14 protein-coding genes are annotated in these 16,774 nt (G+C 67.9%); 1 reads left to right on the plus strand and 13 read right to left on the minus strand.

All coding sequences use genetic code 11. The annotated features are described in order from the left end of the window. Window positions 1–58: 58 nt before the first annotated feature. Window positions 59–688 carry a hypothetical protein gene (locus VGK20_10400; protein HEY2774443.1) on the plus strand — a complete coding sequence of 210 codons (630 nt, stop codon included), beginning with the start codon at window positions 59–61 and terminating at the stop codon, window positions 686–688. Here VGK20_10400 and tatA read toward each other — a convergent pair. The 13 genes from tatA to VGK20_10465 form a co-directional block, all read right to left on the minus strand. Next, a complete protein-coding gene (gene tatA, locus VGK20_10405; GenBank protein ID HEY2774444.1) occupies window positions 633–833 on the minus strand; it encodes a twin-arginine translocase TatA/TatE family subunit in 201 nt (66 codons plus the stop codon). The genes VGK20_10400 and tatA overlap by 56 nt on opposite strands. Before the next feature lie 96 nt (window positions 834–929). Then, window positions 930–2,390 (minus strand): aminomethyl-transferring glycine dehydrogenase subunit GcvPB, encoded by a 1,461-nt coding sequence (gcvPB, locus tag VGK20_10410; protein ID HEY2774445.1) that lies wholly within the window; start codon window positions 2,388–2,390, stop codon window positions 930–932. Between the two features lie 17 nt (window positions 2,391–2,407). Then, window positions 2,408–3,763, minus strand: a complete 1,356-nt coding sequence (gcvPA, locus tag VGK20_10415; protein HEY2774446.1) for an aminomethyl-transferring glycine dehydrogenase subunit GcvPA — start codon at window positions 3,761–3,763, stop codon at window positions 2,408–2,410. A gap of 1 nt (window position 3,764) precedes the next feature. After that, on the minus strand, window positions 3,765–4,163 hold the full coding sequence (gene gcvH, locus VGK20_10420; GenBank protein ID HEY2774447.1) for a glycine cleavage system protein GcvH: 399 nt from the start codon (window positions 4,161–4,163) through the stop codon (window positions 3,765–3,767). Between the two features lie 32 nt (window positions 4,164–4,195). Next, the gene (gene gcvT / locus VGK20_10425; GenBank protein ID HEY2774448.1) at window positions 4,196–5,332 is read right to left on the minus strand and encodes a glycine cleavage system aminomethyltransferase GcvT; all 1,137 of its coding nucleotides are present in this window, start codon (window positions 5,330–5,332) and stop codon (window positions 4,196–4,198) included. Beyond that, window positions 5,329–6,231, minus strand: a complete 903-nt coding sequence (gene folD / locus VGK20_10430; GenBank protein ID HEY2774449.1) for a bifunctional methylenetetrahydrofolate dehydrogenase/methenyltetrahydrofolate cyclohydrolase FolD — start codon at window positions 6,229–6,231, stop codon at window positions 5,329–5,331. Before folD ends, gcvT begins: the two co-directional genes overlap by 4 nt. Window positions 6,232–6,237: 6 nt before the next feature. Beyond that, complete coding sequence (locus VGK20_10435; GenBank protein HEY2774450.1) at window positions 6,238–7,005, minus strand: hypothetical protein; 768 nt, start codon at window positions 7,003–7,005, stop codon at window positions 6,238–6,240. Continuing rightward, the gene (gene aspS / locus VGK20_10440) at window positions 7,002–8,777 is read right to left on the minus strand and encodes an aspartate--tRNA ligase (GenBank protein HEY2774451.1); all 1,776 of its coding nucleotides are present in this window, start codon (window positions 8,775–8,777) and stop codon (window positions 7,002–7,004) included. The genes VGK20_10435 and aspS overlap by 4 nt, the downstream gene beginning before the upstream one ends. A 70-nt stretch (window positions 8,778–8,847) precedes the next feature. Next, on the minus strand, window positions 8,848–10,125 hold the full coding sequence (hisS, locus tag VGK20_10445; protein HEY2774452.1) for a histidine--tRNA ligase: 1,278 nt from the start codon (window positions 10,123–10,125) through the stop codon (window positions 8,848–8,850). A 188-nt stretch (window positions 10,126–10,313) separates the two neighbouring features. Further along, on the minus strand, window positions 10,314–10,790 hold the full coding sequence (locus tag VGK20_10450; protein HEY2774453.1) for a hypothetical protein: 477 nt from the start codon (window positions 10,788–10,790) through the stop codon (window positions 10,314–10,316). Window positions 10,791–11,041: 251 nt separating this feature from the next. Continuing rightward, window positions 11,042–11,863: an SUMF1/EgtB/PvdO family nonheme iron enzyme gene (locus VGK20_10455; GenBank protein HEY2774454.1), complete on the minus strand. Its 822-nt coding sequence runs from the start codon at window positions 11,861–11,863 to the stop codon at window positions 11,042–11,044. Between the two features lie 17 nt (window positions 11,864–11,880). Further along, window positions 11,881–14,277 (minus strand): arylsulfatase, encoded by a 2,397-nt coding sequence (locus tag VGK20_10460; GenBank protein ID HEY2774455.1) that lies wholly within the window; start codon window positions 14,275–14,277, stop codon window positions 11,881–11,883. Between the two features lie 165 nt (window positions 14,278–14,442). After that, window positions 14,443–16,704, minus strand: a complete 2,262-nt coding sequence (locus tag VGK20_10465; protein ID HEY2774456.1) for a DNA internalization-related competence protein ComEC/Rec2 — start codon at window positions 16,702–16,704, stop codon at window positions 14,443–14,445. Window positions 16,705–16,774: the final 70 nt, after the last annotated feature.

The raw sequence follows: 16,774 nt of genomic DNA on the forward strand, positions 1-16,774 counted from the left end.
GCCAGGTTTTGGAAAGCGCTCCCCTGCCCCGTACAATCGTTCGATCGGTCCAGTCCGCATGGCGCGCACTTCGAGAGCAATCGTACCCGAGCAGCCGACGAACACGTCGGGGTGGAGCGCCGTCGTGCTGATGGCCTCCTCGGCGGCGGCCTTCGGCGTGTTCGCGCTGTTCCTGGCGACGAACCACCGCTGGACCGACAGCCTGCTCGCGCGCCTGCCCGTTCCGGGCGGGTCCGGCGGAGCGGTGCGCCTGGCCAGCGACGGCATCGTGGCCGAGCAGATTCGCGTCACCGACGTGCACACCGAGCACATGACGCTCGCCGACCGCTCGGTAGCCCTGCTGTTCGAGGCCACCATCACCAACGATGCCGCGATTCCCGTGCAGGGAATCGACGTCGAAGTCACCGGCTACCGCGACGGAGAGAAGATCGCCGTCGGCCACGGCACCTGCGGCAAGAACGTCAGCGTGCGCCTGCTCAAGCGGCTGGCGCGGGACGAAGTGGTGGCACTGATGGAGCTGGCCACTCCCGACCAGGTGCTGGCGTCAGGGGCGAAGACGGGTTGCCAGGTCGCGCTGACCCAGCTCAAGACCGAAGTGGAAGAAGTGAGCTACAGGATCGCGTCGGCGGCGCCTACCGCCGATCACGCGAGTCAGGATCCGGTTCCCGGTCCTCTCGCCGCGGAGTGACATCGATTTCCTCGGGCTTGACGGCCTTGCGGAAGTTCTTGATGCCCTTGCCGATTCCCTCTCCGAGCTCGGGAAGCTTCCCGGCGCCGAAAATGATCAGCACGATGAGCAGGATGACCAGCAGCTCGCTGAACCCGAGTCCCATGGTCCAAAGACTATAGGCCGATCGGCGGCCGGCGCCAACCTCGCTTGCCGGAGTCGCTGCGACGGCGCTGCCGGGCGCCGCTCCCGCCGGTGCGGATCAGGTGCCGGGCGCCGCTGCGGCCGGCTTCCAGGTGAGCAGCGGGCTGCGCGCCGCCCGCGTCTCGTCGAGGCGCGAGAGCACGGTCTCGTGGGGAGCCTCGCGCACCCTTTCGGGATCCGTCTCGGCTTCCGCAGCCACCGCGAGCATTGCGTCGGCGAAGGCATCGAGGGTCTCGAGGCTCTCGGTTTCGGTGGGCTCGATCATCAGCGCTCCGGCGACGACGAGCGGAAAGTAGATCGTCGGGGCGTGGAAGCCGTAATCGAGAAGACGCTTGGCGATGTCGAGGGTCTTGACGCCGCTCTTCTGCTGGATCTTGTCGGTCAGCACCACTTCGTGCATGCACGGGCGGTCGTAAGCCAGGTTGTAGCCAGTCCTGAGCCGGGCCTTGAGATAGTTTGCCGCAAGCACGGCCATGCGCGTCGTCTCGGTGAGGCCGTCGCCGCCGCAAGCCGCCATGTACGACCACGCGCGCACGAGGATTCCGAAGTTGCCGTAGAACGATCTTACCTTGCCGATCGAATCGGGCCTGTCGTGTTCCCACGCGAGCAGCCCGTTCTTCTCGACGATCCGGGGCCGCGGCAGGAAGCGCTCGAGGAAGCCGCGCACCGCAACTGGACCCGCGCCCGGGCCGCCGCCGCCATGCGGAGTCGAAAACGTCTTGTGCAGGTTGAACTGCAGTACGTCGGCGCCCATCGCCCCGGGCTTGGCGACGCCCATCAGCGCGTTCATGTTCGCGCCGTCCATGTAGACCAGGCCGCCGCGCTCGTGCACGACGGCGGCGATCTCGAGGATGTCTTCTTCGAACAGCCCGAGCGTGTTCGGGTTGGTGACCATCAATGCGGCCACCTCTTCGTCCATCCTCTCGCGCACGGCAGCGGCCGAAAGCAGGCCGCGCCCGTCGCACGGCACCGACACGCTGTCGTAACCGCAAAGCGTCGCGCTCGCGGGATTGGTTCCGTGGGCGCTCTCGGGAATCAGAACCTTGCTGCGCGCGCGGCCCTGCGACAGGTGCCACGCGCGGATCATCTTCATGCCGGTCAGCTCCCCCTGGGCTCCGGCCGCGGGCTGCAGCGAAACCGCATCGAGTCCGCTGATCTCGCAGAGCATTCTTTCGAGATCGGCGAGAAGGCGCAGCGCGCCCTGGGCGTTCCCGTCAGGAGCGTACGGATGCAGGTTCGCGAACCCGGGCAGCGCGGCGGCTCTTTCGTTGGCCACCGGGTTGTACTTCATCGTACAGGAGCCGAGCGGATAGAAGTGGGTAGCCGCCGAATAGTTCAGCTGCGAAAGACGAACGTAGTGGCGGATCACTTCCGGCTCGCTCACCTCTGGGAAATCCTCGAGCGTGTCGCGAAGCAGCGAAGCATCCAGCGGGACCGCCGCATCGGCAGCAGTAACGTCGATGCCGCTCCTGCCGGGGCTGCCCTTTTCGAAGATCGGAAGCTCGAGCGATCGTTTCATGTCGCTTCCCGCCTCCCTTATGCGGCCTTGCGTGCGGCCAGGCTGTCGATGAGCACGTCGATCTCTTCGTCGCGCGTGCATTCGGTGACGGCGACCAGAAGGCGGTTCACATGCTCGGGGTGGCCGGGCACGAGAGAGGCGACGCGCACGCCCGGCACGACGCCGGCGCCCACGCAACGCTCGAACACCGAGTCGAGTTCGGGAACGTCGACGCTGAACTCGTTGAAGAACGGCGCGGCAAACGACGCGCGGATTCCTGCCTCGCGCGCCAGGCGGTCGGCGGCGCGATGCGCGGCGCGCGCATTCTCCGCCGCCAGCGCGCGCAGGCCGCTGCGTCCGGCCAGGCTCAGGAACACGGTGGCGCAAAGCGCAGCCAGTCCCTGGTTGGTGCAGATGTTCGACGTCGCCTTCTCGCGGCGGATGTGTTGCTCGCGCGTCGACAGCGTCAGCACGTAGCCTCGCTTGCCCTCTTCGTCGACGGTCTGGCCGACCAGTCGTCCGGGCATCTGTCGCACGTGCTGGGCGCGGGTCGCGAACAGGCCGACGCCCGGGCCGCCGTACGAGACCGGAAGTCCGAAGCTCTGCCCTTCCGCTACGGCGATGTCGGCGCCGCAGCTTCCCGGCGAGCGCAGCAGCGCAAGCGACAGCGCTTCGGTGGTCACGCTGATCGAGAGCGCGCCGACGCGGCGGGCAAGGCGCGATGTTCCGCCGAGATCGTCGATCACGCCGAAGAAATTCGGATAGCCGGTCGCGACCGCCGCGACGTCTTCGCCGAGCAGCTCTTCGAGCGCCGCAAGGTCGCTGCGACCGTCGCCGCCGAGCGGCACCTCGACGATCTCGCCGCGGCCGTGGCCGGCAAGGTAGGTGCGGGCGACTTCGACGTATTCGGGATGAATTCCGGCCGAGACGAGCAGGCGCGAGCGGCCCTTGTGCACCCGCATCGCCATCAGCAGTGCCTCGGCGAACGCGGAGGCGCCGTCGTACATGCTCGCGTTGGCGACATCGAGGCCGGCCAGGCGTGCAACGTACGTCTGGAACTCGAACGAGGCCTGCAGAGTGCCCTGGCTCACTTCGGGCTGGTACGGCGTGTACGACGTCGCGAATTCCGAGCGGCCCATGACGGCCGAGACCGCGGCAGGAACGAAATGGCGGTAGCAGCCCGCACCCTGGAAACTCGCGGTGATGCGGTTGGCATCCGCAAGCGCGCCCAGCTTGTCGAATACCTCCCTTTCGCCGAGGCCCGGCTCGAGGTTGATCGCGGCGCTGGCTCTCAGCGATGCGGGGACGGTCGGAAAAAGATCATCGACGCTCGCCTCGCCGACGACGGCGAGCATGCGGGCGACGTCGGAGGGCGTGTGCGGGAGAAAACGCACGTTACTCGCCGAGCTCCGAAATCAGCTCTTCGTAGGCGTCCGAATCCATCAGCTCCTCGACCTCGGCAACGTTTTTCGGCTGCAGTCGCACCAGCCAGCCGTCCCCGTAAGGGTCTTCGTTGATGGTGTTCGGCGAGTCGGGCAGCTCTTCGTTGACTTCGATCACCTTGCCGCTGATCGGAGCGTAGATGTCGGAGGCGGCTTTTACCGACTCGACGACCGCGAACGGTTCATCGCGCGTCACTTCGGGCTCGTCGGCGGCCTTCGGAAGCTCGACGAATACGATGTCGCCGAGCTGGGACTGGGCGTAATCGGTGATGCCGACCGTGACGGTGCCGTCCGGCTCCACCCTCACCCACTCGTGCTCGGACGTGTAACGAAGATCGTCAGGGACCTCCATGGAAGAGCCTCCTCCCTTTTCGGCTGTCGCGCTCAAGCTGCGGGGCGCTTAACACAGAAGGGAAGGCGCGTCACCACTGCCCTTCTGCGTTTCCCGCGCACGTCCACTTCGAGCACGGCTTCTGCCCCATTTGCCGAGGCTGCCGTCGTGGCCGCCGCGACTTTCCCGTCGACCAGGGCCATCGCGACCGGCCGGCCGAGGGTCGGCGAATGGGTTCCGCTCGTAACGCGGCCTGCTGCCTCCGGGGCCCCCGGCGTAAACACGGCCGCACCTTCGCGGGCGATGCCGCCTTCGACAAATAGCCCGATCAGCCGACGCGTTGCGCCTCCCGCGGCAGCCCGCACCAGGGCCTCGTAGCCGACCATCCCCGGGCGGTTCGCCTTGACGGCCCAGCCCAGGCGCACTTCGTAGGGACTGATGTCCAGGCCCAGCTCGTGGCCGTACAGGGGAAGGGCCGCTTCGATGCGCAAGGTATCGCGGGCACCGAGACCGCAAAGGGCAAGGCCGTCGTCACGGCCAGTCTCGACGAGAAGGCGCCACAAGGCCACCGCACGCTCGGCCGGACAGAACAGCTCGAAGCCGTCCTCGCCCGTGTAGCCGGTGCGCGCTGCGACGAGCGTGATGCCGCCCACCTCGGCCTCCGTGCATCCCATGCGAGGAAGCGACGCCAGCGCAGGCGCGAGGCGCACGACGATCGCTGCCGCCTTCGGCCCCTGGATCGCGATCAATCCCGTCTCGTCGCTTCGATCGACGATCGAGGCACCATCGATCGCGCGCTCGCGGATCCATGCGAGGTCGGTCGCGGCGTTGGACGCATTGACGCAGACGAGAAAGCGCTCGTGCTCGAGCCGGTAGACGATGATGTCGTCGACGACACCGCCGTCCTCGGTCGGAATCATGCTGTACTGGGCGCGGCCGGGAGCGAGCACGCGCGCGTCGTTCGTGAACAGCTTCGCGCACAGCTCTTCGGCGCGGGGCCCGACGATCTCGACTTCGCCCATGTGACTGACGTCGAAGAGACCGGCAGCCTCCCGCACTGCCCGATGCTCGGCGAGGATCGAACCGTACTGGACCGGCATCGCCCAGCCGGCGAATTCGACGATGCGCGCGCCGGCAGCCACGTGCTCGTCGCAAAGCGGCGTGCGGCGCGCTCCGGTCGCGGCGCTCACGCCCGCCCCCTCTCGCGATCGGACGCGAGGAGGTCGTCGTTCACCGTGCCGGAACGATCGCGGGCAAGGCGCGCACGGTACGTATTCGACAGCAGCATCGCCACGGTCATCGGACCGACGCCGCCCGGCACCGGCGTAATCCAGCCGGCGCGGCGCTCGGCCGGCTCGAACTCGACATCGCCGACGAGCTTTCCGTCGATGCGGCTGATACCGACGTCGACGACGACGGCTCCCGGCTTGATCCAGTCGCCGCGTACGAGTCCCGGCACTCCGACCGCAGCGACGACGACGTCGCCGCGGGAGACTTCACCGGGAAGATCCGCAGTGCGCGAGTGGCACATGACGACTGTCGCGTTCCGTTCGAGCAGCATCATCGCCACCGGCTTGCCGACGAGCACCGAACGGCCAACGACGACGGCGGTTTTTCCCTGCAGGCGCGTTCCCGTCGAGTCGATGAGCTGCATGCAGCCCGACGGCGTGCAGGGCCTCAGCCCCGGGCGACCGGTGAACAGCGCACCCTGGCTGGCCGGGTGAAGGCCGTCGACGTCCTTGTGCGGATCGATCGCCGCGATCACCGCGTCGGAGTCGAGCCCTTTCGGCAGCGGCATCTGCACGAGGATTCCGTCGATGTCGTCGCGGGCGTTGAGCGACCGCACGGTGGCGAGGATCTCGGCCATCGCAGCGCTTGCCGGAAGCTCGACGGACACCGAGACCATCCCGAGCTCCCGCGACTCGCGATTCTTGCGACCGACGTAGACCTTGGAGGCGGGATCTTCGCCGACGAGCACGACGGCCAGTCCCGGCGGCCTCAGTCCGCGCGCGGTGCGCGCGGCGATGTGCTGCGCAACCTCGTTGCGCACCGCGAGCGCGATCGCCTTGCCGTCGATGAGAGAGGCCACGTCGTGTCAGTCGATCTTCTTGACCAGCTTGCCGATCATCTTGTCGACGGCGTGCTCGGTGTAGCCGTCGGCCGTGCTGTAGCGCACCGGCTTGTCGTTGGCGATCTTGTCGTAGCTGCGGGTCACGAAGTTGTCGTACGATTCGTTGCGATCGAACGTATCGGACCAGATCGTCTCGCCGGTGTGGGCGTTGACGAGCGCGACGTACAGCGAGACGCCGGCCGGCGACGTCGGCGCGTCGTCGGACCCTACCCGCTCGCGCAGCTCGATCAGTGCCGAGACCACGAGGTAGTCGGCCTGGCCGGCAGCCGCCAGCTTGGCGCCCGTCTCGCGCATGCCGTGGCTCGTCGTCTGCGCCGTCGTCCTGTCGACCGTCTCGGGAGTGGGGAACAGCAGCCGCGGGTGGCGCGCGATCGCTTCGTAGACGAAGCCCGTCGCCAGGCGAGCCGAATGCAGGCTCGTCGGCTTCATCTTCACATCGGGAGGACAGAGGTCGCAGGGCCGCCCGCCGGAAGCATCGTTGTAGGCAGCCGGAAGAATCGCGATGCGCCGCAGCGACGCCTTGGCCTTCTCTTCCTGCTTGGCCTTCTCCTTGGCCTTCTCGGCGGCCGCGGCCGCATCCTCGCCGTTGTCCGCATTGGTCGCTGTCGGCGTGCCGACGGTACGACCGGCGACCTTGACGTCGGAGATTCCACCCGAGCCCCAGTCGAAAGTGCAGCCGGTGATCATCAGCGCAGCCGCTGCGGCGATTGCGATCGCGTGTCGCATGCTCATGCCTTTGCCGCCGCCTGGCCTGCCAGCTTGATGCCGAGGCCGCGAAGCTGCGCGTTGTCGACGGGCGACGGTGCTTCGGTCAGCAGGCACGCCGCGCGCTGGGTTTTCGGGAACGCGATGACGTCGCGGATCGATTCGCTGCCGACGAGCATCGCAATCATGCGGTCCAGACCGAGCGCAAGGCCTCCGTGCGGCGGAGCACCGAAGCTCAGCGCCTCGAGCAGGAAGCCGAACTTTTCGCGAGCCTCGTCGGGGCCGATGCCGAGCAGTGAGAACACCCGGCTCTGCACGTCGCCGCGGTGGATACGGATCGAGCCGCCGCCGAGCTCGGTGCCGTTGAGTACGATGTCGTACGCATCGGCGCGCACCGCCTCCGTTTCGCTTTCCAGGCGCGGCAGGTCGGCGGCTTTCGGCGCCGTGAACGGATGGTGCAGCGCGAAGTAGCGCTTCTCCTCGGCATCCCATTCGACCAGCGGGAAATCGACGACCCACAGGAAGTTGAACTTCGAAGGGTCACGGAGGCCCTTGTCGTCGGCGATCTTGACGCGCAGGTTGCCGAGCACCGCGCGCACGACCTTGACCGTGTCCGCAGCGAACAGAACGAGGTCTCCGTCCTCGATACCGCAGCGCGAGGCGATCTCGGCGCGCTCGGAGTCGGAGAGGAACTTGACGATCGGCGACTGCCACTGGCCGTCGGCAACCTTGATCCACGCCAGGCCCTTGGCACCGAACCCGGCCGCATAGCTGCCGAGGTCGTCGATGTCCTTGCGCGACATCGCGGCGCCGCCCTTGACGTTGATCGCCGCGACGATGCCGCCGCCGTCGACGGCCGCGCGGAACACCTTGAACTCGGAACCGGCGAGCACGCCCGTGAGGTCGACCAGCTCCATCGCGAAGCGGGTGTCGGGCCTGTCGCTGCCGTAGCGCGCCATCGACTCGTCCCAGCTCATGCGCGGGAAAGGCTCATCGAAGGAGCGGCCGAGCACGTGCGAGAACACCTTCTTCAGCAGGTCCTCGACCACGCCCATGATCGTCTCGGCGCTCGGGAAGGCGAGCTCGAGGTCGATCTGCGTGAACTCGGGCTGGCGATCGGCGCGCAGGTCCTCGTCGCGAAAGCAGCGCGCGATCTGGTAGTAGCGATCGTAGCCGGCGACCATCAGCAGTTGCTTGAAGAGCTGCGGCGACTGCGGCAGCGCGAAGAACGAGCCGGGGTTGACGCGGCTCGGCACGAGGTAGTCGCGCGCGCCTTCGGGTGTCGAGCGCGTCAGCATCGGAGTTTCGACCTCGAGGAAGCCGAGGTCGTTCAGGTGCTGGCGCGCGATCTGGCAGACGTCGTGGCGAACGCGCAGGTTGCGCTGCATCATCGGGCGCCGCAGGTCGAGGTAGCGGTAACGCAGCCTCACGTTCTCGGTGAGCGACGACGAATCGTCGATCGCGAACGGGACCGGCTTGGAGACGTTGAGGATCTCGAGCTGTTCGACGACGAGCTCGACTTCGCCGGTGGCCATCCTCGGGTTGACGGTCTCCGTGCTGCGTGCGCGCAGGGTGCCGCGCACGCCGATGACGAACTCGCTGCGCAGCTCACCTGCGTTGCGATGCGCATCGGCGCTCGTTTCCGGGTCGAACACGAGCTGGACGATCCCGGTGTGGTCGCGCAGATCGACGAAGATGATGCCGCCGTGGTCGCGGCGCGAATCCACCCAGCCCGTCAGCACGAGCTCGCGCCCGGCATCGTTCTTCCTGGGCAATCCGCAGTAACAGGTCCGCTCCACCGGCTTTTTCCTTTCTTCGCTTCCGATCCGGGCCGATCCAGTCCGATCCCGGGTCGTCGTCTTCGTCGCTTCAGACCGTCTGCGCAGCACGCTCCAGCGCCGCAATGATCGCCGAGGCGTCGTCGCCCAGCGCGAACAGGGACGGGAGGTCGCGGCGCCCCTTCAGGTCTCGCACCGCCGCCCGCCCGGCAGCGAGCTCCGCGTCGCCGATGATGATGACGAAGCGGGCCCCTGCCTTGTCGGCCTGCGTGATCTGGGCCTTGAGTCGCCGCAGCGGGGATTCCAGCTCGATGCGACAGCCTGTTTGCCTCAGCCGGCGCGCCAGAGCGAGTGCCGTCGCGGCGCAGGCTTCGCCAATGGGTGCAATGAGGGCCAGCGCAGACGCCTCGGCGACCTCGCTGTCGGCGCTGGCGAGCTGCAGGCGCTCGATGCCGAACGCGAACCCGACGCCGGGCATGTCGGGGCCTCCGAGAGCCGCCACCAGCCCGTCGTAGCGGCCTCCGCCGCCGATCGCGTCCTGGGCACCCTGCCCCTCAGCGCTGATCTCGAAGGCAGTGCGACAATAGTAGTCGAGCCCGCGCACCATCCTCGGATTCGCCTCGACACGAACTCCGGCGGCGTCCAGCAAAGCGAGCACCTGGTCATGGTGGGTGCGGCAACCGTCGCAGAGGTTTTCGATCATCAGCGGCGCCTGCGCCATCGCTGCGCGGCAGCCTTCGTTCTTGCAGTCGAGAAGGCGAAGCGGATTGCGCTCCAGCCTTGCGCGGCAGTCGTCGCACAGGCGGGAGACCACCGAGCGGCCGTAGGCCGTGAGCTTATCGCGGTACGCGGGCCGGCACGTCGCATCGCCGAGGGAGTTGATCTGGATGCGCATGCCGCGCACGCCGACGGCCACACAGATGTCGGCTACGAGGCAGAGGGTCTCGGCATCGGCGGACGGATCTTCGCGGCCGAGAAACTCGGCGCCGATCTGCGAGAACTGCCGGTAGCGGCCTTTCTGCGGCCTTTCGCGGCGGAACATCGGGCCCTGGTACCAGAGCCGGGCCACCGGCTGGGCCCGCGCCAGCCCGGCTTCGAGGTAGGCGCGCACCAGCGATGCGGTGCCCTCCGGCCTGAGCGCGATCACCGACCCGTCGCGGTCCTCGAAGGCATACATCTCCTTCTCGACGATGTCGGTCGTATCGCCGACGGACCGTTTGAAAAGCTCAACTTTCTCGAGAAGAGGAAGCTCTACCTCCCCGTAACCATAGGAGTTCAGCACGCGACCGGCAGCGCTCACGGTCGCACGGCGCCGCTCCGCTTCCGCGGGCAGGACGTCGCGGAAGCCCTTGATCGATGCGATGGCCATAGGGCGGCCCGGCAAAGGGCCAAGGGACCTGTTTATCGACGCTCGTCGCGGCCTGCAAAAGGCCGGGCGTGCGCGGAGACGGCCGTCTGTCCGCGCCCCGCCGGCTCCAATGCGCGAAGGCCCCGGCCTCGGGCGCATCAGCGCGAGAGGCCCGGGCCTTCGACGGGATATCCATTCGAGTTTCGGGCTCAGTCGTTGCCCTGCTGGTCGCCCCCCTGGTCTCCGCCGTTGTCGTCTCCTTGACCGTCGTCGCCCTGGTCGCCTTCGGTTGTCGTGGTCGCGCCGCCCTGCAGCGTCGTGGTGGTCTCGCCGGGTCCTGTCGTCGTCGTGCCGGAGCACTGGTCTCCGCAGTGGAGCGTGGCCGGAAACCCGACCGCCGTGCGCAGCACGGTCAGCGAGTCGGACGGCGTGACCTTGCCCGAATCGTCGACGTCGCATTCACAGTCGCCCTGTTCGTCCCCGCAGGTGCCACTGCCGACGGCATCCCTGAGGACGACGAGCGCATCGCTGCTCGACGGATGCTTTCCGAACGATTGCGGCTGACCGCAGCTCCCGTGATCGGCGCTGGCAATGGCAGGGGCGCAGAGCGACGCGAGCATGATCGCGAACGCGAACCCGAGCGCACGAACACTGGCAACTCCTGCTTTCGCTTCCTTCCTTTCCATGACCTTTCTCCTCTTGCTCTTCTCTTCTGTCTTTTCGTGGCGCAGGCCTGCCGCCGCGCGAGCCGCGATTGTGCCCGAACGACCATGACAGGCGTGTGAAGGGCCGGCAAGACCCGGCAGCACGCAAAACCTCAACGATGAAAGCCACTTCGCAGACTTGAGAATCGGGTTACTTGCAATGCGCTAAAAGCTGCGGCGGCCCGGGCGCCGACGCCGCCGACCTGTCGAGCACGCTTTACGCAGCAGCCGTTTCAAAGATCCGCGGCGCAGCGGAAACCAACGTGCCCCGTCGTCGACTCCGCCGTCAACGCGATGCGCGCCGCCGGCCGGTAACGCGCGCAGTACTCGCCGGCGCAAAGCCAGGAGCCGCCCTTGAGTACCAGCGCTGCGCCCGAAGAGGCCGCTGCCGCATCGACGGCAGGCGGGAGGCAGCCGCAAGGCTTGGGCGCATGCATCGGCGTGCGCGTCCATTCCCAGACGTTCCCGATCATGTCGTGTAGCCCGAACGCATTCGGCGGATACGACGCGACGGCGCTCGTGCCGGGCTTTTCGCCGCGCGAGAAATACCACGGGAACGCGCCGGTCCAGACGTTCGCCATCAGCGCGCCGCCCGGTGCGAATTCCTCTCCCCACGCGTACGTCGTCGTCGCGGCTGCGCGGGCAGCCGCCTCCCATTCGTGCTCATCGGGCAGGCGGCGGCCTTTCCACCCGGCGTACGCGGCCGCGTCGGCAAAGGCGACGTGCACGACGGGATGGCCTTCGCGGCCTTCGATGCGCGACCCCTCTCCCTCGGGATGCTTCCAGCACGCGCGGTCGCAGAAGCGCCACCACGACGAAGGATCGTGAAGGTCGACCGGGCCCTCGGTCATGCGGAACACTGCCGAGCCCGCCGGGCTCGCGCGTTCTGCGACCGTGACGTAGCCGGTCGCCGCGACGAACTCGGCGAACTGCGCATTGGTGACCGGCGTGCGGTCGATCGCGAAGCGCGCGACCTCGACGTCCCGCTCCGGCCTCTCCTCCGGATAGTGCGCGTTGGAGCCGGCCCGGTAGCGGCCGGCCGCAATCGCAACCATGCCGTCGGGCGCCGAGGTCAAACCTTGATTCCGAGCGAGTTGACGAAGCGCATCTGCTCGATCGTCGTAAACGGCGTCGTATCGATGTTGATCATGACCTTGGCGATCTTCCCCTGGAACGCGTGGGGTGCTTCGTACATCGTCGAGACGCGGTTGCCGAGATCGGCGCCGAGCGAGAAACCGTCGTAGCTCGTGACCAGCACGACTCGCCTGTACGTCATCTCGGCGACCTTGCGGTCGTTGACGTAGAGCGCGCCGCCGCCGTCGAAAGGCCGCGCCGTCATCGTCTGCACGTAGCGCACCGTGAGCTTTCCGTCGGGAAGCGGATCCGACGCGACGATCCTCTCGTTCCACGGATACAGGCTCTGCTCGTAGACGAGCTTGCCGCCGGTAATGTGCAGCACGTAGCCGGCCGGCTGGGATCCGCACGCGAGGATCACGCCGTCGCCATGTCCGGGCGGTCTCTCGATCTCCGCGATGATCTCGTGGTTCAGCCCGCCTACGTTCGGTGCGACGTGCGCCGAAATCCTCTCGATCGGCGGGTAGAGCACCCAATTCCGGCGAGTGCCGTGGCGCAGCCGGTCCTGGCTGAGCTTGATGATGAGGTTCCGGTCGTCGAGCGGGAAGACGCCGTACTTCTGTGCGGCCGCGTTCCACTTGCCGACCAGCTCTTTCACCTTGTCCGGGTTGGACTGGGCCAGGTTGTCGAGCTCGTTCGGGTCTTTCGACGTGTCGTACAGCTCCCAGTTGTCGTCGTCGAAGGAGCTGCCGCGCTCGTGACGCGTGGCCAGGCGCCAGTTGCCGTCGGTGTAGGATCGCTGGCCGCCCAGCTCGTAGTACTGCTCCGTCCGGGTCGCAGCCTTGGGGTTGGCGAACGTCGAAAGGACGCTCGCGCCCTCGATGGCCTTCAGCTTGATGCCGCGATACGAGTCGGGCCGCTTGACGCCGGTAGCCTCGAGAATCGTCGGATAGAGGTCGATCACGTGCACGAAGTTGTCGCGCTTCTCGCCGCGCGCCGTGAGCTTCTTCGGCCACGAGACGAGCAGCGGGTCGGCGATTCCCCCGAGGTGCGCGTACTGCTTGTACATGCGGAACGGCGTGTTCGAGCAGCACGTCCATCCGATCGGATAATGCGGGAACGACGGATCTTCGCCCATGTGATCGTAGAGCTTGTCGGCCTGCTCCACCGGCACGGGGCTGCCGAGCGCGGGCGCGAAGACGTTGGGCGTGCCGGTCGGCGTGCCTTCGGCCGAGCCTCCGTTGTCGGACAGCACGATCACCATCGTGTTGTCGCGCTCGCCGATCTCGTCGAGGGAGTCGAGCAGCCGCCCGATGCAGCCGTCGACGGTCGAGATCGCGCCGGCGTAGCACTCCATGTATCGCGCATAAATGTGCCTGCTCGTCGCGTCCAGGCCGCTCCACGGGTCGGCGCCCGGTGACAGCGGAGGAAGGCGCGTCGTCTCCGGCACGATGCCGAGCTTGTGCTGGCGCTCGAGCCTCTCGGCGCGCACGGCGTCCCAGCCGGCATCGTAGCGTCCCTTGTATGCATCGCGATCGCGGCCGCGCACCTGCAGCGGCGAATGCGCGGTCGGATAGCAGATCTGCAAATAGAACGGCTTCCCGGGATCGAGAGCTTTCTCGGTGCGAATGTACGTGATCGCGCGGTCGGTCAGGTCGTCGGTTGCGTAGTAGTCGTCGCGAACCGGCGCTTCCACGGGCGTAACCCCGTCGATCAGCTCGGCCGGGTGGAAGTAGTCGGTCGAATGTCCCTGGAACCAGTACGCGCGCTCGAAACCGCGGCTGGTCGGCCAGTTGTGGTAGGGGCCGTTGGCGCCGTTGCTGTGCGCGGCATTCACGTGCCACTTGCCGACGTGCATCGTCGCCCATCCGGCGTCGCGCAGCACTTCGGCCAGAGTCGCCGCTTCCAGTGTCATGTCGCCGCGGTAGCCGGGGTATCCTGCATCGAGATCGGCGAGCCATCCCATGCCGGCCGAATGATGGTTGAGGCCGGTCTGCAGGGACGCGCGGGTCGGCGAGCACATCGCGCAGGTGCGGAAGTTCGTGTACTGCAACCCGGCCGCGGCAATTGCATCGAGGCGCGGCGTGCGGATCTCGCTCCCGTAGACACCGAGATCGGAATAGCCGACGTCGTCGAGCACGATCACGAGGACGTTCGGTGCACCGGCGGGAGCAGCGACTTCGCCCGTATACGAAGGGCGCGAGTCCGCGAACGATTCGGAGACCTGCGCCGGCGCGCCGCCCTCGACTTCCTTCGGCGTCACCAGCTTGCGCTGCTTCTCGCGAAGTGCCGAAAGACCGCTCGCGCCGAGCGCGGTAACGACCGCTCCCGAGGTCGCGCCGATCAGGAACTGGCGCCTCTTGATTCCCGAAGGCTTGTCTGTCTCGTCGGCCATGGTCCAGGATCCTCCACCTCGCGCCATACCGGGAATTCCGGGTCAGGTACAGATTCCGGCCCTGCGGCGCGGCGCGGGACGCGCGACAGGTTCGGATTTCCGGCCTGAGGCCCTGCGCGGTTCGCGCGACAGGTCGGGATTTCCCGGGTGCGGCTGCCGGTCCTCTCAGTGGGCCGCGATGGCAGGAGCGAGGCGGCCCACACTGGAAGGCCCGGCCACCGGCACCGGACCGCCTCGGTCGAACGTCTCGAACGATACCGAGCCGTCACGGGCAACGGTCACGTGCACCGCGCCGTCCCGGTCCGTCCTGGCCACCGCGGTATCGTGCGCGGCGTAGCGGTCTTCGACAGCCGGCGCCGGGAAATGGAACTGGTTGTCGATCCCGAGCGAAATCACCGCAAGCTGCGGGGCCACCGCCGAAAGGAAGCTTTCGGTCGACGATGTGCGGCTTCCGTGGTGAGGCACCTTGAGAACTTCCGCGCCGATGCTGCGCGACGCGGCAATCGCAATCTCCGCCGGAGCTTCGATGTCGCCGGTGAACAGCAGGCGGCGCCCCGCGAACGAAAACGCGAGCACCTGCGAATGATCGTTGTCGTTGCAGGCCGCGGCGCCGCGAGGCGGCCATAGCACTTCGACCCCGTCTTCGTGAGGCGGCGCGTCGTCGCGCGATACTCGGCGCAGCGGCACACGGCGACGCGCAGCATCGCGTTCGATGGCCGCGGCCGCCGGCGTCTGGCAAGGACCGTCGGGAATCCAGATCTCTCCGACGTCGAACTCATCGAGGATCTCGGTGAGAGCCCCCGCGTGATCGGACTGCACGTGGCTCGCGACCAGCACGTCGACACGCCCGATCCACTGCTGTCTCAGCAGCGGAGCAACGACCATGCGCCCTCTCCCCGGCGATCCCTCGTCGACGACCCAGACTTTTCCACCCGGCATGCGTACGACTGCCGCATCGCCCTGCCCTACCGATGCGAACCACGCGTCGAGCCGATCACCGCGCCAGCGGTCCCGGGCTCCGACGGCGATGCAGGCCAGCGCCGTCGCCGCCAGCATTAGCTGCGATCGCCTTCGCCACGCGCCGGACGGCAGCAGGCCAAGCAGCACGAGCCCGGTGAGCGCGACCGTGAGCGATGGCCCGGGCGTCGGAGTCGTCAGCGACGCGTAAGGCAGCGACGCGCAGAACGTCGCGACGCCGACGATGAGGCTCGAAAGGAAGGCCCCGGCGCGCACCAGCAGGACGCCGGCGCCGGGCAGCACGGGAAGCAGGAGGAGCCCGCCGAGCCCGCTGACGACGACCGCCGAAACCAGCGGCGCCGCGAGCAGGTTCGCGACCGGCGCCACCAGCGAAATGCGCTCAAAGTGATGCGCGACGATCGGGGTCGTAACTGCCCAGCAGACAAGGGTTAATCGGAGCGCTCCGCCGCACAGTCGCCGTGCCGTCGTCGCAACCGTTTTCGCCCGCGTGGCGGCCCCGGGTTGCGCGCCTGAAACTCCGCCTGCCGAAGCGGCCCGGACCGGCCTCAGCTCACCGATACGCGCATCCCTCGCGACCCGTCGCTGCCTCGCATCGAGCACCAGCGCGACCACCGCGACGTACGAAAGCTGGAAGCCCGCCTCCTCCGCGACCCCGGGCATCGCCAGCGCCAGCACGATCGCGCTGCCGGCCAGCGCCCTCAGCCCGTTGGCCGGCCGTCCGCGCCACAGTGCCGCCATCGCCGCCAGCGCCATCAGCTCGGAACGGTAGACCGAGACGTCGCCGCCGCAGATCGCGCCGTATCCGACGATTGCCAGCGCCGCGGCCAGCGCCGCGCCCTTCATGACGTCGAAGCGTTCGAGCAGCGTCAGGCTGAGCCCGGCAGTGCCGCGCACGACCGCGACGACGATCGCGACGATGAGAGCCATGTGGGAGCCGGAGATCGCGAGGAAATGCGCCAGCCCCGCGTCGCGTATCGCGATCGACGTCGTCGCATCGATGCCGGTGCGGTCGCCGATCACCAGGGCCTCGAGAATTTCGGCGCCCTGCCCTCCGACGCGGTCGCAGGCATCCGAGAACAGGCGCCGCAGCCGGTCGACGACGCCATCGCGCGGGTCGAGCACCGTGACGTCGCCATCGCTCCAAGCCGCTGCGCTCGCGAAGATCCCGCGCCTGGCGTTGTACGCGGCCCAGTCCGGCTCGCCGAAATTGCCGAACCCGCGAATGCGGCGAAGGCGCGAGCGCAGCGCGATGCGGTCGCCGGTGCGCCAGCGCCGCGACGTCTCGTGCAGCGACACGCCGAGCAGGCCCGATGCCGCGGCGTCGTCGGCGGTCTCGACCGCGAGCGTAAGCTTTACGCCGTCACCGAAGGTCGGCGCGAGATCGACGACGCGGCCGGTGATCGCGATCGCACCGCCGGTCGATGATTCGTCGCCGAGGAGTGCTTCCACGGGCGGCGGCGCTCCAGGGAGATGCCAGCCCCGCGCCGGAGCCCGCCAGAACAGTTCCTGGCAGCCGAGA

The organism is Candidatus Binatia bacterium (assembly GCA_036493895.1).
Lineage (GTDB): Bacteria > Desulfobacterota > Binatia > UBA1149 > CAITLU01 > DATNBU01.

Coding starts and splice junctions, on each gene's coding strand:
- VGK20_10400 (HEY2774443.1), top strand. CDS start 59: ATGGCGCGCACTTCGAGAGCAATCGTACCCGAGCAGCCGACGAACACG.
- tatA (HEY2774444.1), bottom strand. CDS start 833: ATGGGACTCGGGTTCAGCGAGCTGCTGGTCATCCTGCTCATCGTGCTG.
- gcvPB (HEY2774445.1), bottom strand. CDS start 2,390: ATGAAACGATCGCTCGAGCTTCCGATCTTCGAAAAGGGCAGCCCCGGC.
- gcvH (HEY2774447.1), bottom strand. CDS start 4,163: ATGGAGGTCCCTGACGATCTTCGTTACACGTCCGAGCACGAGTGGGTG.
- VGK20_10435 (HEY2774450.1), bottom strand. CDS start 7,005: ATGAGCATGCGACACGCGATCGCAATCGCCGCAGCGGCTGCGCTGATG.
- hisS (HEY2774452.1), bottom strand. CDS start 10,125: ATGGCCATCGCATCGATCAAGGGCTTCCGCGACGTCCTGCCCGCGGAA.
- VGK20_10450 (HEY2774453.1), bottom strand. CDS start 10,790: ATGGAAAGGAAGGAAGCGAAAGCAGGAGTTGCCAGTGTTCGTGCGCTC.
- VGK20_10455 (HEY2774454.1), bottom strand. CDS start 11,863: ATGGTTGCGATTGCGGCCGGCCGCTACCGGGCCGGCTCCAACGCGCAC.
- VGK20_10460 (HEY2774455.1), bottom strand. CDS start 14,277: ATGGCCGACGAGACAGACAAGCCTTCGGGAATCAAGAGGCGCCAGTTC.